This is a genomic window from Thermococcus eurythermalis, assembly GCF_000769655.1.
Classification (GTDB): Archaea; Methanobacteriota_B; Thermococci; order Thermococcales; family Thermococcaceae; genus Thermococcus; species Thermococcus eurythermalis.
In genome coordinates this window covers 1,955,011-1,979,180 of record NZ_CP008887.1, presented here as the reverse complement: position 1 = coordinate 1,979,180, position 24,170 = coordinate 1,955,011, and the positions used below count along the sequence as shown (strand labels likewise).

The 24,170-nt window shown below is 55.5% G+C and carries 23 protein-coding genes; 15 read left to right on the top strand and 8 right to left on the bottom strand.

The features are described 5' to 3' along the window. Window positions 1-129 precede the first annotated feature (129 nt). Together TEU_RS11945 and TEU_RS11940 are read left to right on the top strand one after the other, a co-directional pair. A complete protein-coding gene (locus TEU_RS11945; protein WP_227738721.1) occupies window positions 130-327 on the top strand; it encodes a hypothetical protein in 198 nt (65 codons plus the stop codon). Then, a complete protein-coding gene (locus tag TEU_RS11940; protein WP_227738720.1) occupies window positions 270-527 on the top strand; it encodes a hypothetical protein in 258 nt (85 codons plus the stop codon). Before TEU_RS11945 ends, TEU_RS11940 begins: the two co-directional genes overlap by 58 nt. A 232-nt stretch (window positions 528-759) precedes the next feature. Here the strand turns inward: TEU_RS11940 and TEU_RS10575 are convergent, their stop codons facing one another. The 5 genes from TEU_RS10575 to cas6 form a co-directional block, all read right to left on the bottom strand. Then, on the bottom strand, window positions 760-3,459 hold the full coding sequence (locus tag TEU_RS10575; RefSeq protein WP_050003749.1) for a DEAD/DEAH box helicase: 2,700 nt from the start codon (window positions 3,457-3,459) through the stop codon (window positions 760-762). Between the two features lie 106 nt (window positions 3,460-3,565). Beyond that, window positions 3,566-3,805, bottom strand: a complete 240-nt coding sequence (locus tag TEU_RS10570) for a hypothetical protein (RefSeq protein ID WP_050003748.1) — start codon at window positions 3,803-3,805, stop codon at window positions 3,566-3,568. A 45-nt stretch (window positions 3,806-3,850) separates the two neighbouring features. Beyond that, window positions 3,851-4,090: a hypothetical protein gene (locus TEU_RS10565; RefSeq protein ID WP_050003747.1), complete on the bottom strand. Its 240-nt coding sequence runs from the start codon at window positions 4,088-4,090 to the stop codon at window positions 3,851-3,853. Between the two features lie 145 nt (window positions 4,091-4,235). Next, window positions 4,236-5,501, bottom strand: coding sequence for a hypothetical protein (locus TEU_RS10560; RefSeq protein ID WP_050003746.1), 1,266 nt, complete (start codon window positions 5,499-5,501; stop codon window positions 4,236-4,238). A gap of 13 nt (window positions 5,502-5,514) precedes the next feature. Next, window positions 5,515-6,234, bottom strand: coding sequence for a CRISPR-associated endoribonuclease Cas6 (cas6, locus tag TEU_RS10555; RefSeq protein WP_050003745.1), 720 nt, complete (start codon window positions 6,232-6,234; stop codon window positions 5,515-5,517). Between the two features lie 807 nt (window positions 6,235-7,041). Between cas6 and cas1 the strand changes: the two genes are divergently transcribed. From cas1 to TEU_RS10505, 10 genes are all read left to right on the top strand, one after another. Beyond that, complete coding sequence (gene cas1 / locus TEU_RS10550) at window positions 7,042-7,914, top strand: CRISPR-associated endonuclease Cas1 (RefSeq protein ID WP_227738719.1); 873 nt, start codon at window positions 7,042-7,044, stop codon at window positions 7,912-7,914. Window positions 7,915-7,965: 51 nt separating this feature from the next. Further along, window positions 7,966-8,232 carry a CRISPR-associated endonuclease Cas2 gene (gene cas2 / locus TEU_RS10545; protein WP_050003744.1) on the top strand — a complete coding sequence of 89 codons (267 nt, stop codon included), beginning with the start codon at window positions 7,966-7,968 and terminating at the stop codon, window positions 8,230-8,232. Between the two features lie 9 nt (window positions 8,233-8,241). After that, complete coding sequence (gene cmr1, locus TEU_RS10540) at window positions 8,242-9,351, top strand: type III-B CRISPR module RAMP protein Cmr1 (protein ID WP_050003743.1); 1,110 nt, start codon at window positions 8,242-8,244, stop codon at window positions 9,349-9,351. Then, on the top strand, window positions 9,351-12,230 hold the full coding sequence (gene cas10, locus TEU_RS10535) for a type III-B CRISPR-associated protein Cas10/Cmr2 (protein ID WP_050003742.1): 2,880 nt from the start codon (window positions 9,351-9,353) through the stop codon (window positions 12,228-12,230). Before cmr1 ends, cas10 begins: the two co-directional genes overlap by 1 nt. Continuing rightward, window positions 12,227-13,276, top strand: coding sequence for a type III-B CRISPR module-associated protein Cmr3 (gene cmr3, locus TEU_RS10530; protein WP_050003741.1), 1,050 nt, complete (start codon window positions 12,227-12,229; stop codon window positions 13,274-13,276). Before cas10 ends, cmr3 begins: the two co-directional genes overlap by 4 nt. Beyond that, window positions 13,273-14,700, top strand: coding sequence for a CRISPR-associated CARF protein Csx1 (csx1, locus tag TEU_RS10525; protein WP_050003740.1), 1,428 nt, complete (start codon window positions 13,273-13,275; stop codon window positions 14,698-14,700). Before cmr3 ends, csx1 begins: the two co-directional genes overlap by 4 nt. Then, window positions 14,700-15,575 carry a type III-B CRISPR module RAMP protein Cmr4 gene (gene cmr4 / locus TEU_RS10520; protein WP_050003739.1) on the top strand — a complete coding sequence of 292 codons (876 nt, stop codon included), beginning with the start codon at window positions 14,700-14,702 and terminating at the stop codon, window positions 15,573-15,575. The genes csx1 and cmr4 overlap by 1 nt, the downstream gene beginning before the upstream one ends. Before the next feature lie 4 nt (window positions 15,576-15,579). After that, complete coding sequence (gene cmr5 / locus TEU_RS10515; protein WP_050003738.1) at window positions 15,580-16,116, top strand: type III-B CRISPR module-associated protein Cmr5; 537 nt, start codon at window positions 15,580-15,582, stop codon at window positions 16,114-16,116. Between the two features lie 2 nt (window positions 16,117-16,118). After that, on the top strand, window positions 16,119-17,177 hold the full coding sequence (gene cmr6 / locus TEU_RS10510) for a type III-B CRISPR module RAMP protein Cmr6 (RefSeq protein ID WP_050003737.1): 1,059 nt from the start codon (window positions 16,119-16,121) through the stop codon (window positions 17,175-17,177). A gap of 788 nt (window positions 17,178-17,965) precedes the next feature. Next, window positions 17,966-18,274: a hypothetical protein gene (locus TEU_RS10505; protein WP_050003736.1), complete on the top strand. Its 309-nt coding sequence runs from the start codon at window positions 17,966-17,968 to the stop codon at window positions 18,272-18,274. Between the two features lie 91 nt (window positions 18,275-18,365). On the opposite strand, the gene TEU_RS10500 is transcribed toward TEU_RS10505, so the two are convergent. Then, window positions 18,366-19,274, bottom strand: coding sequence for a hypothetical protein (locus TEU_RS10500; RefSeq protein WP_050003735.1), 909 nt, complete (start codon window positions 19,272-19,274; stop codon window positions 18,366-18,368). Further along, window positions 19,271-19,570: a hypothetical protein gene (locus tag TEU_RS10495; RefSeq protein ID WP_050003734.1), complete on the bottom strand. Its 300-nt coding sequence runs from the start codon at window positions 19,568-19,570 to the stop codon at window positions 19,271-19,273. The genes TEU_RS10500 and TEU_RS10495 overlap by 4 nt, the downstream gene beginning before the upstream one ends. 82 nt (window positions 19,571-19,652) lie before the next feature. On the opposite strand from TEU_RS10495, the gene TEU_RS10490 reads away from it, so the two are divergent. Together TEU_RS10490 and TEU_RS10485 are read left to right on the top strand one after the other, a co-directional pair. Continuing rightward, the gene (locus TEU_RS10490) at window positions 19,653-21,422 is read left to right on the top strand and encodes a ribosome biogenesis/translation initiation ATPase RLI (RefSeq protein WP_050003733.1); all 1,770 of its coding nucleotides are present in this window, start codon (window positions 19,653-19,655) and stop codon (window positions 21,420-21,422) included. A 40-nt stretch (window positions 21,423-21,462) separates the two neighbouring features. Beyond that, window positions 21,463-22,437 carry an AIR synthase family protein gene (locus tag TEU_RS10485; RefSeq protein WP_050003732.1) on the top strand — a complete coding sequence of 325 codons (975 nt, stop codon included), beginning with the start codon at window positions 21,463-21,465 and terminating at the stop codon, window positions 22,435-22,437. Here the strand turns inward: TEU_RS10485 and TEU_RS10480 are convergent. After that, complete coding sequence (locus TEU_RS10480) at window positions 22,434-23,297, bottom strand: type I restriction endonuclease (protein ID WP_050003731.1); 864 nt, start codon at window positions 23,295-23,297, stop codon at window positions 22,434-22,436. The two genes, TEU_RS10485 and TEU_RS10480, sit on opposite strands and share 4 nt — an antisense overlap. A gap of 71 nt (window positions 23,298-23,368) precedes the next feature. On the opposite strand from TEU_RS10480, the gene TEU_RS10475 reads away from it, so the two are divergent. Then, entirely contained in the window at window positions 23,369-24,166 is a 798-nt protein-coding gene (locus TEU_RS10475; RefSeq protein ID WP_320407202.1) for a class II glutamine amidotransferase, read from the top strand. The last annotated feature ends 4 nt before the right edge of the window (window positions 24,167-24,170 follow it).

Genomic DNA, 24,170 nt, shown 5'->3' with positions numbered 1-24,170 from the left:
TTAAGCAGGGTTAAAAACTTAATTGTCAGTGCGGGACAACATTATAGATTTACACGGTATGTACTTTACACGGGGTATAAATTAGCTCAGGTTCTTGCGAGGCTTAAGAACCTCGACTTCAGGGGGCTTTTGCAGGAGATAACGGACAGCTATCCAAACATCTCCCTCGTTTTCACGGGCTCGATGCCGGGCATGCTGGTCGAGTACCTGAACCCCGGCGCCGAAAAACCCAACTTCATGCGCTCGGCGGAGGTCTTCACGCTCCCAAGGTGGACTACAGAAGAGGAAGGGGCTACCTCAAAGAAGGGTTCAGGAGTTACGGCATAAGCATCACAAACGAACTTGAGCTCTCAAGGGCCGTTGAGGAGCTGGGGGGCGTTCCCGGGTTTATTTCTCACTACGGCCTTACCGTCGTCAACCTTGTTCGGGACGGAAAAAGCCCGGAAGAAGCGCTTCTGCTGGCACTCGAAGAGAGCCGGAGATACGCCCTTGAAGAATGGCGCAGGGACGTGGAGGCCTTTCTATAATGTTTACAGCAGCGGGGTTTACATTAGGATTCTTAGAGTGCTGGCGGAGGCCTACCCAAGCGCCCTCAGGGGGGCAGAGGTCTATCGGAGACTCAAGCCCCTTGGCCTCGCTCCCAAAAGGGTACAGCACGTCTACAAATACCTTGAAACCCTGGAAAAGGCCGGGTTCGTCCGTTCCTCGGAAAAAGGTACTGGGTTGAAGACCCGCTCCTCAGGGAGACGATGAGGAGCTTCAATCTCCAGTGATGCCCTCCTCTTTGCTTCCCAAAACCCTCTCCCAAACCTTTATCGCGGCCCACTTATCCAGGAACTCGTTGAAGGTGCCGCACTTTGGAGAGAGCGTGCACACCGGACAGCCGTCCCTGCAGGGGCAGGAGCGGAGGTGCTCAAGGCTCTTCCCCATGAGCTTCTCGATGTTCTCGTAGAGTATCGGTGCGAGGCCCGCTCCCCCTTCGTTGCCGTCGTAGATGAACACGAGGGGTTTTCCGGCGTGGGGTGAGCAGGGGAAGCTCGCGTAGCTGTAGCCGCCCAGCTCCCTGCTGTCGATGTAAGTGAAGATGGGGGCTATCTTTATGAGGTTGTGCTCTATCGCGTGGAGCGCCGAGCCTATTCCGTCCTTGCTGTCTATCATTTTCTTTATCGCGAAGGCCAGCTCCTCATCGCTTATTCCGAGCTTCTGGAGGGCGTTGCCGATGCTCTTCCTTATGACGTGGCTCGTGGCGCCGAGGTAAAGTGGGAAGAGCTTCCTCCTGTCGAGGTTGCTGTAGATGGTGAACGCAACGTCCTCAAAGCCCTTCTCTTCTGTGACTGCAAAGAACTCCCTGAACTCCTCGCCCGTGACCTCCCGTATCCAGTCCGGGAAGACGAGCCAAATCCCCTCAGTCTCGAACTCCCTGACGTGGGGTTTTTCAAACTCGACCTTCGCGAACTTCTCCCAGTTTAAGATTGAAAAGTCCTCGTCAGCCTCGACCCTCTCACCGCTGACGGGGGAGTAGATTTCTCCCTTCAGAATTCCGGCTTCCTTGAGTTTCATGAGCTCGTCAACGTAGTTGCCCACATCGTTGCCCTTAACGGCGAACCCCGTGTAGATGTGCCGGACCCTTAGGCGGCCGAGGCCGATCTCAACGCCAGCGTGCTCCTTGCTCGCGACGGTTTCGAGTATCTCGACCTCTTCCCTCTTGGCCGCGAAGGTCTCAACGTCCCAGAAGCGGTTGAGTTGCCTCGCGAAGACGAAGTGGAACTTCCCGATGGTGAGCCTATCTCTGGCCATGTAGAGCTCCCCGCGGGAGAAGTAGGCCATTCCGGGGAGGAGCGAGCGGTGGTACTCGTCGGCGTCAACCTCCTCGATGATGTAGCCTTTTAGCTTGAGCCAGTTGATGAAGTTGAGAAGCTCGCCCAGCGAGGACTTCTCCATCAGCTTGCTCCTTATCCAGGGCTCGTCCCTGACGAGGAAGAACGTCTCGTCGCTCGCTGTCCTCAGGGAGGAGTAGCTGAAAGCCGGCTTCCTCACGCGGAGCTCAAGCCTTCCCGTGAGCGGGTTTTTCTTCAGGTCGGCTTTTCTCTCGATCACGAGCTTTTCGGCGATTTTTCTCTCGAACCCATTGAGCTCGTCCCAATCAAGTATCCCAAGCTCGGTTAGGAGGTAGTGGAGATGCTTCTCTGCTATGCGCTCGTTCTCCACGTTGACCGGCATGTACTCGATTACCCCCTTCTCAAGCCTCCCGACTAGCTCGTCGAAGTGCTCGCGGTAGTAGTAATCGAGGCCGTTCTTTCTAAGGACTATGGCGTTGAGGGCCTCCCTGTCCGCCTTCCTTCCCGCCCTGCCGAAGCGCTGGATGAGGGAGAACAGCCCGTCAGGCGGGATGCCGTAGTTCACAACGGCGTCGAGGTCGCCGATGTCTATGCCGAGCTCGAGGGCGTTGGTCGTGAGGAGGACGAGGAGCTTGCCCTCCTTGAAGTCCCGCTCTATTTCCCAGCGGACGTTCTTGGGGAGCGTCCCTTTGTAGGTGCTCGTCTTAGGGAAGACCGGCGAGCTGAGGAGGAAGCGGAGAAGCTTTTCGGTTCCTTTCCTGCTGTCGAAGAAGACGAGGGTCTTTATGCCACTATCGGCCAGCCTCTCAATCAGCGCCCTGAGGAGCTGTCTCTCGTCCAGGTTCTTCGGCTCGAAGAGGATGAGGTACCTCCTCGGGAAGGGGTTGGTGGCCTCTCTTACTGCCTCGAACTTCCTCCTGAAGAGTTTTTCGGCGAACTCCTCTGGGTTCCTCAGCGTCGCGGAAAGGGCTATAATCTGCGGCCTCGCGCCGAGGCGCTTAAGCCTGAAACCCAGCCGCCTGAAGAGCCACGCCGCGTTGCTCCCGAAGACGCCGCGGTAAACGTGGAGCTCATCAACGACGAGGTAGCGGAGGTTCCGCAGGAGCCACTCGTAATCCCTCCACTTCCTCAGGATGTTGTAGTGGAGCATGTCGGGAGTCGTGAATATCACGTTCGGCCTCTCGCGGAGCATCTCACGCCTCTCGCGCCAGGGGACATCTCCAGTTAGGATTCTCGCGCTCACGTGCTTTCCCGTGAGGCGGTAGAAGGTGAGGTTCTGGAGCGAGAACTTCTCAAACTGGTTGTTGATGAGCGCGCGGGTGGGATAGATTAGCAGGTAGGTCGCTCGCGGATCGGAGAGGTAGGAGTCGAATATAGCCAGCCGGAATATCTCGCTCTTTCCGCTCGCGGTTGGGGTGGTTACAACGATGTTTTTGCCGGAGTAGAGTTTCTCAAGGGCCTCAGCCTGGTGGCGGTAGAGGGAGAAGCCGAGCTCTTTAAGGAGGGCGTTTACTTCGGGGTTTTTGAAGTGGAACTCGCCGAACTCACCATCTCTCGGCGGGAAAACGTGGACTCTCGCTATCTCTGACTTCAATGGCTTCAGCGTCTCGAAAAGGGACATATTGGTGGCTTGGAGGAAGGGACTAAAAAGCGTTTGGATAAGGATGCTGGCAAATGTTGGCCCTGTAGTGAACCCAATGCAAACTCACGGAGCAAAAAATGAAAGGTTAGCGGAGGCGCTCGGCCTCCGCGTAGAGCTTCGCCTTCTCAACGAGAACTTTGATGAACTCAAGGAGCTCGCGCCCGTTCTTTTCAGTGTAGGGAAGGAGCACATCAAGCGGCCCGTTGAAGCGGGCGTGGTCTTCGAGAAGCGTGAGGGTCTGTTCAACCGTCGTCCTCGCGATGCTCCCGGAAATCGTCTCGTAAGTGCTCCTCAACCGGACTTCATAACGCTTGCAGGCCTTCACAACATCACCTCCTATGCGCGCCCCAAATGGGGCAAAAAAGAAAGATTACCGGAGCAGGGCCCTTATCTCTTCCTCGCTGAGGGCCCGCTCGATGTACTTGGAGAGGAGGTAGGTGAAGAGGAAGACGTTCTCGGGGGTCAGGTCGATGGGTTTGTAGTGGTAGCGGTCGTAGCCTTCGGCGATGACGAACTCGAAGCTTCTGGGGCCGAACTCGACTTCAATCCTGATGGGCCCGTCCACGCCTTCTAACTCAAGGACGTAGTAATCAAAATCCACTGCATACACCACAACCACCGCGCAGAAGAGTGAAGCAATCCAATTTGGAACAGAAGGGTCTGGAGTTTATAAATTTTTCGGGCCTGAATGACGGGATTAACACGTTTAGAGTCTTAAAAGTTGAAAACAAAACCAAGGGGAGCGTTATTTATTGCTAGTGGAGTATCCATATCGCCCCAAGGCCCGCCCACACTCCAGCCAAGAAGGCAGAGGAATACAAAGTTGCCTGCCAGAGCCTGTCCACGAGGGAGTAAGGCCCGCCCGCCTTCTCTATGGAGAGATAGAACATAACAAGGGCGAGCAAGCCGGTGAAAAGGGCCAGATGGTGGGCCTCGGGGAAAGCCTTCCATGCCTTGGGGAGCAGGTAGAGTGAGAGTACTATTGCGACTATTGAGATTCCCCAGAACCAGAGGTGCCAGTCCACCGAGCTCTTGCCCTCGTAGTGGAGCTGAGATGTGAACGCGAACGCTGCCATCCCTGCAAAGAACGCGGCAACCAGCGCCAAAAGGACAACGATGGTTGAGATGTTGTGGTAGCCCATGTCATCGAGGTACACCCCGATAGCCGCGACGGCTACGAGTGCCAGAAGCCCGGCTATTAAACCCGCAACCGCTCCCATCGTTCCGCCGGCAAGGGTTATCTTGAAATCATCGGGCTCTCCGCTGGGAGAGGAGTGCTTGCTGTAATCCGCCATGAGGTATGGGATCCCAAAAGTCCCGCCCAGAGCGCCTAGGATTGCCAGCCTCTCGTTGGTGACCCCGTGGTAGTAGCCATAGAAGAGCCACTCGGGGAGGGCGTTGTTCGAAAGGAGATGGTATATGAGCATGAAAACCGGGACGGCGATGATGAACATCGCGGGCCCAACGGGGTAGCCCCTGTCCCTCTCATAGAAGCTCAGGCCCGTTATGAACTGGAACGCCAGCGGGATGAAGGCGAAGGGGCCAAGTGCCATGAAGTAGAGCGAGATTATGAAGACGTCCCCCTCGGCCATCTCCTCGATGACCGCATTCTCTATTACACCTGCCATGAGACCTATCAACCCCCAGGAAACGATGCTGGCCTGCGGGAAGAACTTGGAGTTGATTATGAGGAGGGGTATTGAGAGGACGAAGACGGCCGTGGCGAGCTTCTCGCGGTTGGAGTCCATGAGAACCCCAAAGAGGAGGTACGCGAGTCCGACGGGGGTGGCGTAAAAGAGGGCTTTTAGGTTGCCTAGGAAAAAGCCCGCTATAGCGCCGAAGGCGAGGAAAACGTAGATGACGAGCTTTGCGAAGTCCATCCATGCAAAGGCGAGAAGGACGTAAGCTATCGCGAGTGCAAATGTGAAGTCGTTAAACTGGTCCGCCCACTCGAGAAAGGTCAGGCTCGCCGTGCCAAGGAGCACGAACCCTACTGCGTTCTTGAGCCTTTTTGAGACCATTTCGGCACCTCCTTTAGGGGGTTAAGAAGCCGAAGCCGAGGGAGTTGAGCTCGCCAAGGCCGGCGTCCATTAAGAACGCGTAGAAGTCGCGGTTGTCTGGAGTAATCCTCTTCTGGAGCAGTCTCCACGCGCTTCCGGGGATTAGAAAGCTCGCGCCGTGCATCCTAACACGGGTGTAAACGTCCACCCTCCCGTTCTTTCGAACCCTTGGAACCATTCTGTCGAAGATAGGCCCGTCCAGCTCGAACTCCTCGCCGGTAAAGACGCGGTATTTCTTGAGGGCGTTCTCCGTGATGCGGGATATGAAGTAGTCGGGGCTCTTCTCGTGGTAGAACGTGAAGAAGCCCCTGACATCGGGGTTCATCGAGCGGACGACGACGGGAGAACCCGTTACGAAGTTTCCCCTGGGCCTGAGGGAGAACTTTTTTATTCTCACAAGCTCGACCTTGAGCCCGCCGAGGTAGAGGCTTTCCTTCCCGCTGAGCCTATCGTGGAGGACTTCGATGAAGTTCCCGTCCGGGGAGCTGATGAGAACCGACTTTTCCTCACCCGCCCTGAAGTCGCCCGGCGGGAAGATGTCCGAGAACGTGAAGAACTTGAACCGCGCTTCATCGTGCCTCTTCCAGTACTCGGTGCCCCAGAGGTGGGAGTATATGAGGCCCTGGACGGTGTGCTTCGTCACGGAATCCCTCGGAGCGTCCCCCGTCGGACGGAAGGTCAGCATGAGCCGCATACACATAGTGGAGTGAAGTCAAATTAATAAGCCTTTTGGCTGTGGATTACGATGATGAGAGAAAAGAAATCTAAGGCGATCCCGATTGGGGATACGCTCTCATTACGCCAATTTAAACCGTTAGAGTCTTTACTGGCTTGACTTTTACTGAAAGTAAAGCGCTCAACGTCGAGCAGTTTAAAAAATTTGTTGGAATTCAAAAAGATGTCTGATGGGCAAAATTTGGATTTTACTCCATTGAAAGCCCGCAATTTGCGAATAAACGTGTTTTGTAGGTTTTCAGATTTTTAAAGATTTTCGTGGCTCTTCAGGAGTTTTGGACGAGTTTTAGGAGATCCCGATTAGGGATATCCACAGCAAAGCGTTGTTTTGCCCCAAAAGGCCTTTTACTTCCAGACTTTGAATCGTGGTAAAGCGCCCAACCTAAGATGATGTTAAAACCTGTAAGAAACCTTCAAGACCCGATTGGGGGACAGCGTGGTACTGTTATAACCCGCAAAAGTGCTTAACACCTGTTTTTCATGGAAAGCAGTCTTGAACGTGGACAGCAAACTAAAACAAAGGTGGAGAACCGAAAAGCCCTCTCGTGAGAGCAAAGTTTTTAAGGAGTCCTTACGTATTTATTCTGGACAAATAGGGCAATTGAAGGTATGGTTTACACAGAACATTGTTGTTTGGAAACCGGGGTTTGCAGTCAGACCAAATGTCAAGTTTGCCCGGAGCATTGTTGTCCAGCCAAGTTCCCAATAGTGGGTAAACTGTACAGCCTCCAAACGTGGAAAAGTTTATATATTCAAACTGACCAAAATGGTTCTGGTGCTTCGGCACATGAAGTACCCGCTCTTTATAACCCAGCATGGTGAACTAAGAAGAGAAAACAACGCCCTTGTCTTCTCCGGTGAACTAGTAAAGAGGGTTCTTCCGCTGGGGCAGATCAACGAGATACACTGCCTCGCAAGGGTCTCCCTCACGAGCGGTGCCATTGACATCCTGAGCGAGGCCGGGGTTCCTGTTCACTTCTACACCACAAAGAGCGACTACAAGGGGTCATTCGTAAACGACGCCTCGCCGAGGGGAAAGCTCCACCTCGCCCAGGCTGAGCACTACCTCGACGGTGAGAAGAGGCTCTACATAGCGGAGGAAATCGTAAAGGGCATGCAGAACACGATGGCATTCGTCCTCTCAAGGTGGGGCGTTAACCCCGTTAAGCTCAACTCCGTCGAGGTTTCAGGGGGGAGCGTTGAGGAACTTATGGGCAGGGAGGCCGAGCTGTGGACGCACTTCTACCGCTACTTCGGGGAGGCGATTGGCGTCGAGGACTTCAAGCGGACTAGAAGACCTCCGGAGGACGAGGTAAACGCGATGATAAGCTACGCCAACGCGGTCGTCTATGGCCTGGCCTTCTCATCGGCCGTAAAGGCCGGCCTGGACCCTTCCATAGGCTACCTCCACTCGGTCAGCGAAAGGAGGCACTCCCTCCCACTTGACCTTGCTGACGTTTTCAAGCCCCTCTACGTCTTCACGACTGTCAAGGCCCTGGTCACTGAAAAGAAGATGAAGAAGTCCGACTTCACGAAAAAGGGGAAAGCCGTGTACCTGTCGAGGGAGGGAAAGCGGAAGCTCCTGGAAGAGGAGCATGAGCTACCGTTTTATGATGGACTACGAGGCGAGGCGTCTTAAGAGGCACCTCCTTGGGAGGTCGAAATACCGGGCCTTCAGGCCGTGGTGGAAATGAGGTATTATATCCTTGTTTACGACGTGAACGAAAAAAGGGTCGTCAAGGTGCACAGGCTCCTTAGGCGTTATCTTCAGTGGCGCCAGAGGAGCGTCTTCGAGGGTTACCTGGCCGACGAGGAGCTTGGGGAGCTTCTGAGGAGGTTGGATTCAATAATAGACGAGTCCGAGGACTCGGTCGTCTTTTACTCACTGCCCAGTGATAAGGTCGTACACAGCTTCCATATCGGTGCTCCTCCCGACAGGTTTGAAAACGTCCTGTGAGGTGTTGAGATGTACGAGGCCGTGTTTGAGCTGGAGACCGTTACCCCCCTCTTCATGAGGGGTGCCGACCAAGGAAAAGCCGAATTCCGCTCCGCAAGCGTCAAGGGTGTCCTGAGATGGTGGTTCAGGGCCCTCGCACACGCTGTTCTCTTGGGCAACGTTGATGAGAACGAAGCTATCTCCATGATAAAAGACAGGGAATCTGAACTCTTCGGGAGCACCGGTAGAAAGTCCAAGGTTTTGGTCAGGGTCTCCTTCAGGGAGGAGAAGAAGGTTGACGTTAGGGAACTTGGAGCAAGGTATTTAAGCTTCGGCCTCTCTGGGAAAGGGCTCGTCGGAACAGCCAAAGTTGAACTTCTCTCCCACGAACGTAGATACCTTGAAATAGCGAGGGAAGTTTCGGAGGTTGCCTTTGCCTTCGGCGGTCTGGGGGCCAGAACGACCCGTGGAATGGGGAGCATCCAGCTCCTCGGAGAGTACGTAACTTCATCGTACCTCCAGAACGTTTACAAGTCTGCCCTTGATGTCATTGGTGGTTACCTCGGATATGGCCTTAACAGAACACCTAACGTTGAGCTTCCAGAGTTCCCGGCACTCCACCCGAAGTTCTTTAGGGTGAAACTCGGCTCGATGTTATACACTACCCCTTACGGTAGGTTTAGCGTCCTCTCAGACATAGACAGGAAGTTCCACAAGTTCCGACACAGTGGGCCGAAGCATGAGAGGTTTGTAAAAGGCAAATTAATCTCCTATTGGGTCACCGAGCAGTATGACGACGTTAAAAGGGCTTACCGGGGCAGTTCAGATGTCGAACTCCCTTACTCGGCCTTTGGCCTCCCCCACCAGTACAATTTCTTTTCCCTGGGCGTGAAGGGGCTTATGATAGAAGGGGAGGTTCACGAAAGGAGAGCGTCCCCCATCAGGTTCAAGGTCGTGAGAGGTTCTGACGGAAAGCACCGCCCGATGGTTGTCTACTTGAAGCACAGGTTCCTACCAGAGGGAGAGAATCTGAAGGTCAGAATCAAAAGGGATATACGGGCCAGAGGAATTCCTCAGCCTGGTTACCGCGACGTTGAGCGCTTCTTTAACGAATTCCCAGGTCGGGAGGTGGAGCTCTGATGATTCTGTGGAACTCCTACGCTCAGGCCCTCCTTGAAGTGGCTCCGTCAAGGATTCTCGCGTCCCTGCTCGGGGAGTACGAGCTCCCTGAAAAGTGGAGGCATCTGTCAAGCTACCCCGTAACGGAGAGGCCGGGGCTTGAAAAGTTCGTCCTCAAGCACCCGATAAGCGCCGTTGAAAAGCCCCTCGAAAAACTCAGTAATTTCTGGTTCAATGCCTCCGAGGAGGAAAGGAGGCATTTCATTGAAACCCTGAGAAAAGCTGAAGAGAGCATCGCAAGGAAAATAGAAAGCGCCGATTCCATGGAGAAGTTCGCAAGGCTCTGGAACGACCTGCCGGAGAAACTGGAGGAGGAATACCAAAAAGCCCTTGAAGGAGAGGGGTTTGAAAACGCCAGGGATATCGCAGGGGAACTGGTTCACTTCCCGGCCGACCCTTACGTTCCGGACCACGACTGGTTGAGCAGGCTCGACGTCTACGCCCGGCTCAGGGACGGGAACGCCAGGCTTCTCCGCTTCAAGCTCTCGCCGGTTCAGGGGTTCATAGCCAACGCCAGAACCGAGAGGGACCTGTGGGCCGGGAGTCATATCCTCAGCCTCCTCACGTATCTGGCCATCTCGGAGCTGTGGCGCTCCTTCGGACCGCACGCGCTCGTCATACCCCACCTGCGCGACCAGCCCTTCTTCGAGCACGAGCTCGGCAAAGAACTCGACGAAAGAGAGCTCCAGATTGCCAACATGCCCAACAAAGTTTTAGCCATCGTTCCGGCCGATGAGGACGTCGAATCCCTTGGGGAGAAGATAGAAGACTCCATCAGGGGTTTCCTTGAGAAGCTCTTCCGCGCGGCCTGGGAATTCTACGGGATGGGCGAGTTCTTCGAAAAGAAGGACGTATACGACCTGACGGTGAGGAAGTATTTCTCGATAACGGTCGAAACCGTTCCGCTGACGAAGCTGGACGGCATCATCGAGGAGTCCCTAAAGGCCTATCTGGAGACGCTCCCAGACAACTTCGAGAGCGAGGTTCACCACTACCCAGAACTCTTCACCCTCCTCGACCAGTATACCGACTTCTCATCGGTCAGACACGACAGGTCCGAACAGCCTGGCGGCTTCCGCTGCACTCTCTGCGGCGAGAACCTCGCGATTGGGGGTAATGATAAATATGAAAAAGATGGCAGGGTTGAATATGTAAAATACAAGCATGTAACGGAGAAATGGAACGACCTCAGGGAAAGGCTGTGGGCGAGGAAAATCTACGACATTAAGGAGAAGGAGCGCCTATGTCCCCTCTGCCTGACGAAGCGCTTCTACCCGAGGTTCTACGTTCTCTGGGTTAAGAACTACCCAATGGTGGGGAAGGACGCGAGTGAGATAAAAGCGATGGCCGAAGGCAAGAAGAAAGAGCTCAAGCGCTTCCGCTCGGTGAGTGAGGTGGCGCTGAGGAGACCCACCGCCGAGGCACTGAAACGCTTCGAGAACGGGGAACTCAAGGCCAATGAAAAGCCCGTTACGTGGTACGATGTCTTTCTGTACCTGGCCCTCGATGTCTTCCCCGAGTGGCGCGACGAGTTCCGAAAGCCAACGTTCACCGGGGACAAGGCGAAGGAGTTCACGGACAAACTGCGGGAGCTCTCCGAGGCATTGAGGCTACTTTTCGAGAGGCTGGCTCCCAACGCTGAGGTCTTCTACGTCGAAAGCCTGACGGACAAGGAAGCCCTCGCGAAGGTTTACGGCGTTAACGTGGACAAACTCAAAGATATAGACGTCTCGGCAATCGCCCGGGCCCTGAAGGAACTCGTCACCTTCATCGGCGAACCGCCCAAGTACTACGCAATCCTCAAGATGGATGGTGACAACATGGGCAAGGTTCTGAGCGGTTCGAAGGCCGTGAAGGACGTTGGGGAGTATTTTGCCCGGGAGTCAACGATTGGGGCGAACAGGCCGGCAACTCCCGTTATCCATACGACCATAACGCGCTCTCTGAGCGAGTTTGCCGTCAAGCATGTCTCCGCCGTCTCGGAAACCCACGATGCCGAGCTCCTCTACGCCGGTGGAGACGATGTCCTGGCGCTTAGCTCGACGGACGAGGCCTTTGGGCTGGCTTATGAGGTTCAGGGCGAGTTTACCGAGGATTGGGTCGGTTACGAACCGTTACAGGGCGAGACGAGGAGTATGAGTGGAGGAATTCTTATAACCTACTACAAAGAGCCTTTATACACTGCCGTTCCCGGCGTTAACGGCTTAGAGCACCTTGCAAAGGAGAGCGGGAGGAACGGCCTTGCCATTGGTTACAGGAAGCACAGTGGCGCCTTTTACCGCGTGGCCGTTAACTGGGAGCTCTTCAAAGGAGGGTATTACTCCTCACTCCTCCGCGAGTTTAAGAGGGAAAAAATCAGCAGGAAGCTGATTTACGAGCTCGACACCGTCACGTGGCCCAACGAACCCCGGGCCGTGCTGAACCTTCTGAAGTACGAGTTCCTCCGGCACTCCAACTACGACAAGAAGAAAGAGAGGGAGGGGCTCATTGAGGCCCTCGCAAACTTCCTGTGGTTGGTTAGGAACGTGAGGGCCTTCCTAACGAAGGAAGACCTGAGGGGGATGGAAAACGGCCCCGACGAGTCCCGGCTGGAAGAGTTCAATGAGGAGATAAAGGAGGTAATCGTCAGCGACCCGGAGAAACCCGGGAGGTTCAGGTGGGAGGATATTAAGGCCCTTGCAGAGGAACTGATTGATGGGGAAGAGCCCCATGGGGAGGCGTGGTTTGATGAGCTCTCAAAACGTCTCAGTAGTGAACTGGCAGGGGTTGTCTTCAAAAAACAGGTTCACGGCGCTGCGACGCTCCTCAAGATACTCCTCGAAGCGGGGGTGGGGGCATGATTGAAATCCGCCCGCACGACGTCCTTTTTTTCAGGGAGAGCAGGGACTTCACGGCCGGTCAGGCCCACGTCGGGAGGAGCGTTGAGCCGCTCCCCCACACCCTGGCCGGGGCGATTATGGGTGCCCTCTTCGCGAGGAGAGCATACGACCTTCTCAACCTGGAGGTCGGGAATGGAGTCAAGAAAAAGCCCTCCAACGGTGAGTGGAGGCCAGGCTTCTCGATAGAGGGAGTTTTCTTCCACGATGGCTCCTCCCCCCTCTTCAAAATGCCTATGGACATCGTTGAGACCGAACTCGGCATAGGTGAGCTCAAGCCTTACTGGCCCCTTAAAAAAGAGGAACCCGCAGTTCACGCCTCTGTCCAGGGGAAGAGAACCCTCCGCTTCTCCCCGCTTGAAGGCTTCGTCGGGAAGGAATTCCTCATGGGCTACCTAAGGGGAGAGCCCGCGCTGGAGGACCTTGACCTCCTCAGACCCTACCTGAAGGAAGAGCGCGTTGGTATAGCACTCAACGGGCTTAAAACAACAGTTGTGGGAATGTTCTACAGGACTGAGTTCCTAAGGCTCGATGAAAAATCTGACAAGGGGGTTCGCATAGCTGTGTACTTATCCGAGTCCGATGAGGAGAAGCTGAAAGCGGTTCTTGGGGAGGAGGGCGTCCTAAAGCTTGGCGGTGAATCTCGCTTCGCCCGCTTTGAGTTCAAAGATGGTGAGCTCCCCATCCCAGAAGCGCTTGAAGTCCCAGCCGGCGGAACCGTCAGGGTTTACCTCGCGACGCCGGTCGTTGGGAAGTTCGAGGACATCAAGACGACCCTTATTAAAAAGCTCGGAAACGTGGAGTTCCTCAAGCTCTTCACTGGCAGGAGGCTCAAGGTTACGGGCTGGGACATGGTCGAGAGGAAGCCCAAGCCCCTGAAATACGCCCTTCCCGCTGGAACTGTGTTCTGGTTCAGGGTCAAGGAGAGCCTCTCACTCCCCGGGAAGATGTCCGTTGGGGAGATGACATGGGCCGGTTACGGCTTGGCCTTCACGGGGGTGCTGGGATGAAGAGGGTCTTAATCGCCACATGGGGGAACCCCTTCCAGTGGGAACCCATATGGTATAGGCTTGACTGCGAATCACTCGGGATTAAGGACTGCCGGAGCGTCGAGCTGAAGAACGTCAGCACTTTGCCCGTCCTGATGAAGGCCCTGCGACCCCATAGGGCCATCGTGCTCGTCCTCGACACCCTCACCAACCTCACCCTGAGAAACGACGTGAAGCCCAAGGAGGTTGGCTCCTACGAAGGGGTCGTTGAGGACGTTCAGGAGCGGGTTAAGTGGTTCATAGAGAACAGGATAAAGCCCCACCTCGATGAAGAAGACCGCGCCCTGCTCGATGACGTGGAGGTAGTGGTTCTGCCCGGTGTCGGGGAGTTCGACAACGTCAGCGTTGAGGGGGACGTCCTGGACTTTTATTCCGTCGTCCTGAAGGTTCTCGCCGAAAGGCTTCCCGTAGGGGACACAGAGGTAATCCTTGACCTCACCCACGGCGTAAACTTCATGCCCGTGCTGACATACAGGGCACTCAAGGCCCTGCTAGGCGTACTGGCGTACCTCTACACCGCGAGGCTGTACGTGGTGAACTCGGAGCCGTTCCCCCAGGGTCAACGGGAGTGGAAGGAGAAGATTAAAGAGCTCTCCGTCCTCAACATGAAGCTCGTGGAGGCACTGGAGCTGAGGCCCAGACCGCTGTACTCGACCGTCTCAGATAGGCCGGAGTGGAGCGCCTTCATAAGCTCCGTGACTAACGGCTTCCCCCTGGCCTTTGCGACGTTCTACCCCTCCACGAAGGACGTTGGGGCGTACGTGGAAAAAGGATATCAGGACTTCCTTGACGCCATCGAGGTGTGCATAAAGCCCGACCCTGCAGGAGAAAGAAAGGCCCACATCTTCCGCAGAAAAGCCCTAAGCAGGGACTTCAGAACGGCTGTGAAGCTCTACTACATGCTGAGGGTCTTTGGGACGGTTTTCAATGGGTATCCAAAGAAAGAGGTCACCCTTGACGAGCTGTTTGACATAAGTTCGAAGTTATTCGCGAAGATGCCGAGGATAGGGATTGTCGTGGAAGACCAGCTGTGCGAGCTGAAAAACCTTCAGGGATGGGCAATAGCTGAGCTGGGCAAGAAGAGGGGAAGGATTCCAAAGAGTCTGGTGGGGAAGAAAGGAATCGTACTCGGCGAGCTTTACAGGGTGAGAAATCAGAACTTCACTTCTGGTGGAAACTCAGTAAACAGAAACATCAAGGTTCGCAACTTCATAGCTCACTCCGGTTTCGAGTTTAACACCGTCTCCGTAAAGCTTGAGGATACCATCAGGGTTAAGGGTGGAAGGGCCGAGAAGGTTTTCGTGTTCTCGTACAGGGATAAAGGACTCGCGTCTCAACTCTGCGTTGATGCCCTCACGTATAGAAACCAGGGGGTGGTTTGCTGATGTATTCAGAAAGGTTGGTTCTCGGGATATACGCCGTTACCCCCGTCCACGCCGGGAGTGGAGCGGAGGTCAGCGTCATAGACCTGCCGATTCAGAGGGAGCGCCACACGGGCTTTCCCGTGATATGGGGCCAGAGCCTGAAGGGAGTATTGAGGAGCGCCTTCAAAGAGACCGGCGAACTGGAGGAAGTAATCAAGGCAATCTTCGGCCCCGAGCCTGGGGAGAAGGCCCACGAGCACGCGGGAGCGATAGCCGTTGGCGACGCCAAGGTTCTCCTCTTCCCGGTGAGGAGCGCGAAGGGCGTCTTCGCCTACGTCACGTGCCCGCTCGTGCTCAAGCGCTTCAAAGAGGATATGGAGCTGGCTGGCAAGGAGGTCAACTTCAGCGTCCCTGAGCCAAAGGAAAACGAGGCCATAGTTTCCGAAAACTCGGCCGTGGAGCTGAGCGGAAAGGTCGTTCTCGAGGAGGTTGCGCTGGAGGCCAAGGGACAAGACCTCACTGCAATCGCCAGCGAGCTCAAAAAGCTCCTCCCTGAGGGCATCGACCTTGAGGAGCGCCTCGTCATCGTTCACGACGACGTTTTCACGGCATTTGTGAAGCTCGCCACCGAGATTGTGGCGAGGGTTGCGATAGACCAGTCCACGGGAACCGTTCGCCGGGGTGGCCTCTGGTATGAGGAGTTCCTTCCCAGAGACACTCTCCTCTACGCGGTGATAGCCGCTGGAAACCCGAGGGTTACCGGGGTCGGGGGCCTGAGGACGGCCAGTGAGGTAAAGGACAAGCTTGGAAACTTCCTGACTTCGGTGAAGTACCTCCAAATCGGTGGCGACGAGACCGTTGGGAAGGGCTTCGTCAGGGTAGTCGTCAGGAGGTGAGGGCATGGACGTCGTGACGATGGAGCAGAGGCGCGCGAGGTTCGCCTACGAGAGGGTCCTTGAGGTCGCAACGCTCTCAATAAAAGACAGTAAAGGTAATGAGAAAGGCCCCGAGGTTGGGAGTAAATACCGCTCCTACGTCAAGAGCGCGCCGGTCTTAATCCTCACCAACGGCCTGGGGCAGGCGCTCGCTTTTTACCAGTCCAAGATAAAGGCAGAGGCCGAGATAACCGGGCCGGGCGAGGAGGAACCCGCGAACGGGCGCGTGCCGTTTACGAGGTTGCCCGACGAGATTAAGAAAAAGATGGAGGCCAGTGGAGAATTCTCAGCCGACAGGCTGGCCTACTCCTACCTCTACAAGCACATAGCCGAGTGGCTCAGCGAGATGGGTTTGACCGATGGAAACGACCCGCTGAAAACCTACGCCGAGAAAAACGCCCTTGAGGCAATCCTCCTGACGGAGGAGACGATAGCCCTCCTAAACTGGCTCAGGCGCTTCGCCGACGCGATGCTAAAGGAAGACGAGACGAGCGGTGATTGAGTATGAGAAAGGACCGCCGCGGTGGAGGGCGCAACTTCGGAGGGAGAAGGGAAAGCAGGGGACCCAAAGGGTGGAAGAAAAACACGAGAAGAGCGTGTTACTACGTTCCAAGGGACACACAGGACGCCCTGGGGGTCTCCAATCCAACAGCGGAGCCTGTGAACTTTGAGAAAGTACAGAACATCTCGCTACTCCTCGACAAGTTCGCGCCCTTTTCGAGCGAGAAGGGGGACGTGGGGACCTGCAACCCGGGTAGGTTAAAGGTGAGCGGGAACGTACTCAAGATGCTCCTCGGGGAAATCCGGGTGCCGTCAACGGCAGTGAGACTTTACCGGGGGTACTTCACCCGTTATCAGGAATTATTGACGAGCGTCGGAGCAAAGACCGGTAGGTTCACATTAAAGTCAAGGCTCGTCGTTGGCCTCGGTGACGAGAGCGTTTACGAGACTAGCATAAGACTGCTCAGGAACTACGGGGTTCCGTACATCCCGGGCTCGGCGCTGAAGGGCGTAACGAGGACGTGGGCGGTGGAGATGATGGCAGAAATGCTTGAGGGTACTGAGGGATTCGATGGAGACTTCTACCGGCGAGCGGGTCAGGTTCAGAGGCTCCTCGCGGAGGGAAACTTCAAAAAGTTTCCCGAGACGCTGGAGGTGGCCCCATCAAGGGAGCTTGAAGAGTTCCTCGATGTTTTCGGAACGGATGGTAACCCAAGGGAGGTAGCAGAAAAGCTCATCGAGCTCTTCGGAACGATTAAAGAGAGGGGAGGTGCAATATTCCTCGACGCTTTTCCGGAGCCGCCTGAGGGGAACGGCGACTGGCCCATCTTCGACTGGGACATAATGAACCCCCACTACGGTCCCTACTACCAGGGGGACAGGGCCCCGGGTGACTGGCACAGTCCAGTCCCCGTGATTTTCCTGACGGTGAGGGCAGAAACGCCATTCCACTTCGCCGTCGCGGGGGAGATGAAGGAAATAGCCTGGAACCTCCTGAGGCTGGCCCTAAGGCACCACGGCGTTGGTGCCAAGACCTCCCTGGGATACGGGCGCTTTGAATGATTCCCCAGTCTCATTCTCCCCTTTTTGCGTTTATCTGCAAAAACCGGGGGCCCCAACGGCAAACTTTTTGTGGAAGTAAGGCGCTCAATGTCTGGAAGTCTGAAAAATTTGCTCCTGAAAACGGGGGCATTTTAACCCTTTGAACCGTCCAAAAATCCCTAAAAGAACCGTATCCGGTTGAAAAAGAACGTTCCAAGGTTTTTGAATTTTGAGGCCCTGTGGTTGTCCCTAAAGGCATTTTGAGGACTCTCACAGAATCCCGATTATGAGTCCACCAATTCGAGCCGTCTTTAGCCGTTTAAAGCCACGACCATCTGGACTTTAATTGGTGGTAAAGCGCTTGATGTTTGGAAGTATTAAAACCTCAAAGCGGCCTCCGTTGCGGGGTTTGAAACCATCGAAGGAGAATTTCCGCGGAAGAAAGGCTCTCCTCGGGTTAAACTCCCCGGGAGATTCTTTCGATGCGTTTTGGCGAGCTAAAAGGGCAGAGGGACGAAAAGCCTTCAGATGAGAGCAAAGTTTATAAGGAACCGCTACATATTCCCTTTTGCCCCGGAGAGCTTCCGGGGATATGGTTTACGCAGAACATTGTTGTTTGGAAACTTTATCGGTGTCAATGAATCCCCAGCGACTACCCTTTATTGTTGAGAGCCTCGCCCTTTAGGGCGGGGAAGAGGTCAGTTCCTCTGGAACGACGACGTTGGGGAACAGCTCGAACCGTTAAAAAGCTAATTAGAAAGCTTTCCAAGGCTTACGGAACAAGCATAAAAAGTCCACGCGGGGAGGGAATGAAGTCCGATAGTGATAACCCGGTCGAGTTCGGGGATAGGGTCGGCTCCTTCAAGGCCGAGGGGCACGAGGTCGTCGTGGACGTAACCCCCTGCGGGAAGTTCATGAGCGCGCTCCTGCTTGGCGCAACAATCCTCACCAGCGCAACGGGAGACGGGCTTACGATATTTGGATTTCTCCTGAAATTTCCCTCTGGAAAGAAAAACCACCGTCCATTTCAGCGGTGTTCGCATGTTCACTCCGTTGCGGGTGTTGATTTCCGGTTTTTGTACCCGTCTCTGGCAGTCAGCGTCAGTTTTTCACGCTGAACATGGAAGATGGGACTTACGTTTTTCGGGCCGGAAAAGAGCGGCCCATTTCTTGCGGTACGGGTTTCCGCTGAAAGAAAAAAGGAGGGGTTCATCTCATCTCCATTCTCCTCCTTATGACCTCGTCTATGTCCAGAAGAGAGAGCGGGTCCACGTCAACCCTGGTCAGGACGTTCTTATATTTCTTGTTTGTCCCGTCCGTTTCGTCCTGTCTCAGGTACTCCGCCTGGGCCTTCTCCTTAACGGCCTCAAGGGCGAGGGCAACGCTCATCGTGGCGGTTCCCATGGTGAGGTCGTACGTTACGAGCGGCCACTCATCACCCCGAATGTTTCTCATCGTGTTCGATATTATCTCCCTGGCCTCCTTTATGTTTTCGTATGGAACGTTCGGCACGAAAACTACGTCAATGGTTCTCTTTCCGTTACCGACCACAGTAGTTTGTCCCGAGAATTTGTCCTTCTCGCGTCTCCAGTGTATCCTGAACTTCACACGTTCTGAAAGGCACCGCGAGAGCTTGGCGAAGAACACGGCCATCTTCCTCTGGAATGGATTGAGGCCCTTAAGGAAAGCTCTCAGCCCCCCCGGCGGATTTTCGAGGAAAGTTTTCTCCTCCTCGTTTACCGTCGGCTTCCCGTTCCTGATTATTGTTTTGATTGGTTTCTCCTCGTTCTGCCTTGAGCTGAATATATAAACCCTCTCCAGCTTCTCGATGTGAAACGCTATTGCCACCGCGAGAGGTAGAATGTTCATGCTCCCGTCGTTTTCGATTATGCTCTCGCAGTCCTTTCTCCAGAGCTCCTTTGCGCTCCAGCTTGAGAGCCTGCTCAGGGCAGTGGCCAGATACCTGGTCGGCACCAGCTCCCTGCTTTCTCTGGGCCTTTCGTGTACCCAGTAAAGACCAAACACCAGGGCGGCCAGGTAAAAGATTGCCCCCGTGGCCAGGACAAAGTTCCCGTTCTCAAAGCTGTCGGGAAGCCACGCCGCCAGGACGGCGGTCATGAGGACAAAAAGGCCACGCTGGGAAGTGTGTACACCTCTCCCTTGACGAGGTTGAGAACATAGGTCCTCAAAAACCCTCCTACCGTGCTCTTGGGATTTTTACCTTCCTTCCATGCCGCCCCGACGGAGAACACCAGCAATGAAATCGCCGATGCCGCGAGGAACGACAGGTACTCGGCCGTACTTTCCAAAGACCTCAAGATTCCGATTTCATTCCTCAAGAGCATGACCACCGGCGGAAGGAGGGTGAACACGAGCCAGAAAGACTTTTTGATGGTTCTCAGCCAGCCCGCCAAACGAACACCCCCGCTTGTGGTCACTTCCCCTTTCCCGCAACCCTTTAAAATCCTCGCCCTCAGCTTAGCCCGGTGGTGAGAGATGAGGATAGCGGTCATCGACTACGACAAGTGCAACCCGGACAAGTGCGGTCACTTCCTCTGCGAGCGCGTCTGTCCCGTCAACCGAATGGGCGGCGAGGCGATAATCATAGACGAGGAGAACTACCGGCCGGTCATACAGGAAGCTAGCTGTACCGGCTGTGGAATCTGTGTCCATAAGTGCCCCTTCAACGCGATAACCATCGTGAACCTCCCGGAGGAGCTTGAGGAAGGTTGCGTCCACCGCTACGGAATAAACGGCTTCGTCCTCTACCGCCTCCCCGTCGTCAAGGAGGGCATGGTCGTCGGTATCCTCGGTCCGAACGGAACTGGTAAGACCACGGCCGTTAAGATACTCTCCGGCCAGCTCCTGCCGAACCTCTGCGGCGACAACGACAGCTGGGACAACGTCATCAAGGCCTTCCGCGGAAACGAGCTCCAGAACTACTTCGAGAGGCTGAAGAACAGGGAAATCCGCCCCGTCGTAAAGCCCCAGTACGTTGACCTGATTCCCAAGGCCGTCAGGGGAAAGGTCCGCGACCTGCTCAGGAAGGCCGACGAGAGCGGAAGGTTCGACGAGGTTGTTAAGGAGCTTGAGCTCGAAAACGTCCTTGATAGAGATATAAGGCACCTCTCAGGTGGTGAGCTCCAGCGCGTGGCCATAGCCGCGGCCCTCCTCAGGAACGTGGAGTTCTACTTCTTCGATGAGCCGTCGAGCTACCTCGACATAAGGCAGAGGCTCAGGATTGCGAAAATCATAAGGAAGCTCGCCGAGTCGGGCAAGAACGTCTTAACCGTTGAGCACGACCTTGCTATCCTCGACTACATGAGCGACATTATTCACGTCGTCTACGGTAAGCCAGGCGCCTACGGTATATTCTCCCAGCCCAAATCAACAAGAAACGGCATAAACGAGTTCCTCAGGGGCTATTTGAGGGACGAGAACGTCAGGTTCAGGCCCTACGAGATAAACTTCAGCAAGAAGAGCGAGCGCAAGAGCCAGGAGGGAGATATCCTCGTCGAGTATCCGAGTCTCGTTAAGGACTACGGCTCTTTCAGGCTTGAGGCAGAGGGCGGAGAGCTCTACGTCGGTGAGGTCGTCGGAATCGTCGGCCCGAACGGAATCGGTAAGACTACCTTTGTGAAGATGTTAGCGGGGGTTGAGAAGCCGACGGAGGGAGAAATAGACTGGTCGCTGACGGTGAGCTATAAACCCCAGTACATAAAGACCGACTACGATGGAACCGTTTACGAGCTCCTCAGCAAGATTGACGCGGGCAAGCTCATGAGCAGTTTCTACAAGAGCGAGCTCCTGAACCCGCTCGGGATTCCGGAGCTCTACGACAAGAACGTCAACGACCTCTCAGGTGGTGAGCTCCAGCGCGTTGCCATAGTGGCCTGCCTGCTCCGCGATGCCGACCTGTACCTCCTCGACGAGCCCTCAGCGCATCTCGACGTCGAGCAGAGGCTGGCCGTCTCGAAGGCAATCCGCTCGCTGATGGCCAAGAACGAGAAGACCGCGCTTATAGTCGAGCACGACGTTATGATGGTTGATTACCTGAGCGACAGGCTGATTGTATTCGAGGGCGAGCCCGGCAAGTTCGGTAAGGCGAGCAGGCCGATGGGCATGCGTGAGGGTATGAACCGCTTCCTGGCATCGGTCGGGGTAACCTTCAGGCGCGACCCAGAGACGGGAAGGCCGAGGGCCAACAAGGAAGGCTCCGTCAAGGACAGGGAGCAGAAGGAGAGGGGCGAGTACTACTACACCTAAAGGCTTTTCTTTTCCTCCTCCAACTCCCTTTGGTGGTTGTATGAAGCCCGGAAAACTCCCGCCAGAACTCCTTGAAAAGCTCGTCCTCTCAAGGCTCCCCTCAAAGGGGAAGGGCGTTATTGTAGGGCCCGGCACCGGAATAGACGGCGCGGCGATGAGGGTAGACGGGACTCTCGTTGCCTCAAGCGACCCGATAACGGGTGCTACAAAGAGGATTGGCTTCTACGCAGTCCACGTTAACGCCAATGACGTCGCCGTTATGGGTGCAGAGCCAAGATGGTTCCTTACGACGATACTCCTGCCGGAGAACGCCGACGAGGGGCTTCTGGATGAGATAATCGAAGAAATCTCGAATGAGGCTGAAAGGCTTGGCGTTGCTGTTGTTGGCGGCCATACGGAGATTACTCCGGGTCTCGACAGGCCAATAGTCGTTGGGACGATGCTCGGTGAGGCGGAGAGGCTCGTAAGCCCCAACGGTGCGAAGCCGGGAGACGCGATAGTGATGACAAAGTGGGCCGGCGTTGAGGGGGCCTCAATAATTGCGGAAGAGCTGAGGGAGAGACTCGCCCCAATACTCGGAGAGGAGTTCCTTGAGCGGGCATCGTCCCTTATCGAGTACCTGAGCGTCCTCCCGGAGGCGAGGGTTCTCAGGAAGTTCGCAAACGCGATGCACGACCCCACCGAGGGCGGAGTACTGAACGGGCTCCACGAGATGGCCGACGCCTCCGGCCTGGGGTTCAGGGTCTACGCGGAGAGGATTCCAATCCGCGAGGAGACCAAGGTTCTCTGTAACTACCTTCACCTAAACCCGCTTGGGCTGATAAGCTCGGGCGTTCTCCTGGCCGCCGTTCCGAGGGACCTTGCGAAGAAGGTCGTCGAGGAGCTGATGGCCAGAGGAATAACCGCGAGCATCATAGGGGAGTTTTTGGCGGAGGACAAACGGGTTCTAGTGGAAGACGGTGAAGAAAGGCCCGCGTGGAGGCCCGAGAGCGATGAGCTGTGGAAGGTCGTCTAAACCTCCACCCCTATCCTCAGTCCTTCGTCCTTTTCTATCTCCCTAAGGAGAATGACGACCTTTTCTGGCGGAAGCTCCATCTTGGAGAGCAGTTTCTTGGCTTTTCTAACCTCTTCCCGCTTTTCTCCGCTTGACCTCCCCTCAAGATAGTCGAGCACCGCCAGGAGCGCCCCCTTTAGGCTCCTGTCCCCGAGGGGGAGGGGCTTCCAGCCGTCTTCGTAGACGTAAACGGCCTTCGGCACTTCAACGCCCGAAAGCTTGGCAGCGGGCACTACAGAAGGCTGACCCCTTGTCCGGAGGTAGTTCAGAAGGGCTTCTTCTTCAAAGCCCTCGTTTAGCAGGCTTTTGTACGTCATCTCAAAGGCCGTCAAGAGCGTCGCAAGGCGCTCCAGCTTCCTTATATTCTCCTTGGACAGGAGAGAGAGCTTTATGATAGCCCTCTCAAGGGGTTCCTCCTCCAAATCCACCGTGAAGAGGATCCTGTCCCTGAGCGAAGTGCCCTCGGCGAAGGCCTTGACGACCACCCACTTTGCGCCGTTCGTGAGGATGCCGTACCTGACTCCCCTGCTGAAGCAGTAGCGGGCGAGCTGTCGCAGGGGCTCGTCCCTCTTTATGACGTTCACGGACAGGTTCTTTGCCTCAAGGAACGCGACAATCTCACCGTTAATCAGGAGCGCGTAGTCCGCCCTTCCGTCCTCCGTCCTCTCCTCGGGTCTAACTTCCTCCGGGTTGTTCCAGTCCCAGCCCAGAGCGCTCATTATCTCGCCGATGAGGTGTTGCTTCACGGCCTCCTCGTTCTTCTCGTAGAGTGTCCGGTGCATACCAATCCGCGACATGACGTTGAGGACTGCACGCTCCATCTCTTCACCTGTTCTGGGGTTAGCGGGCCCGACCTAAAAGCTTTTGGGGTTGAGTGATATAAAAATTCAGGGTGAAGGCCGTGTGCAGGATACTCTTTGCAACGGGCAGGGGAAAATCACTCTGGCCTCTCGCCGAGGCGCTCAGAAGTTCCGCCGAGAACGACCCGTACCGCATGAAGCGGAGCGGGAGGAAGCAGCACCGCGACGGGTGGGGCTACGTCCTCCTTGTGGGCGGGGCCGTGCACCACTACCGCTCGTCAGCCCCGATTTTTGAAGATGAGGAGGGGTTTCTGAGACTCACCAAGCTCCTTTCAGGGGCCAAGGAAGTAGTCCTCCTAGCCCACGCCAGGGCATCTACTCAGGGCTCGCTCGGCCTCTTTAACGTCCAGCCTTTTGCGTTCTCGACGAGACGCGGCTTTTCCTTCTGGTTCCTACACAACGGCGACCTGCACAAGGATAAGGTCATAGAGCTGGCTGGCTTCGACGAAAACGACCTGAGGGAAGTTTCGGACAGCTACGCATTTTCCGCGTACCTCTGCCGGGCCCTCCAGAGACTGGAAAAGGACGAACTGTTAAGGCACTACTCGATTGGGGCATCGCTGGCAAAGAGCACCTTCAACACTGCCACACTGTTCCTGCTTCCCAACGGGAGCTGGAGGGCCTTCTTGACGGCATACATGGTGGAGAAATACCGGGAGAACGAGGCACACAGAGACTACGCGAGGCTCATTGAGCTTGAGGGGGATGGTGTTTTTGCAGTGGCCAGCTCAACGCTGGAGCTCTACCACGATGCGGGCTGGAAAGGAGTTCAGAACGGAACCGCATACCTGATAACACCGGGTAAAATCGAACGCTTTTCCCTGAGGTGATCCC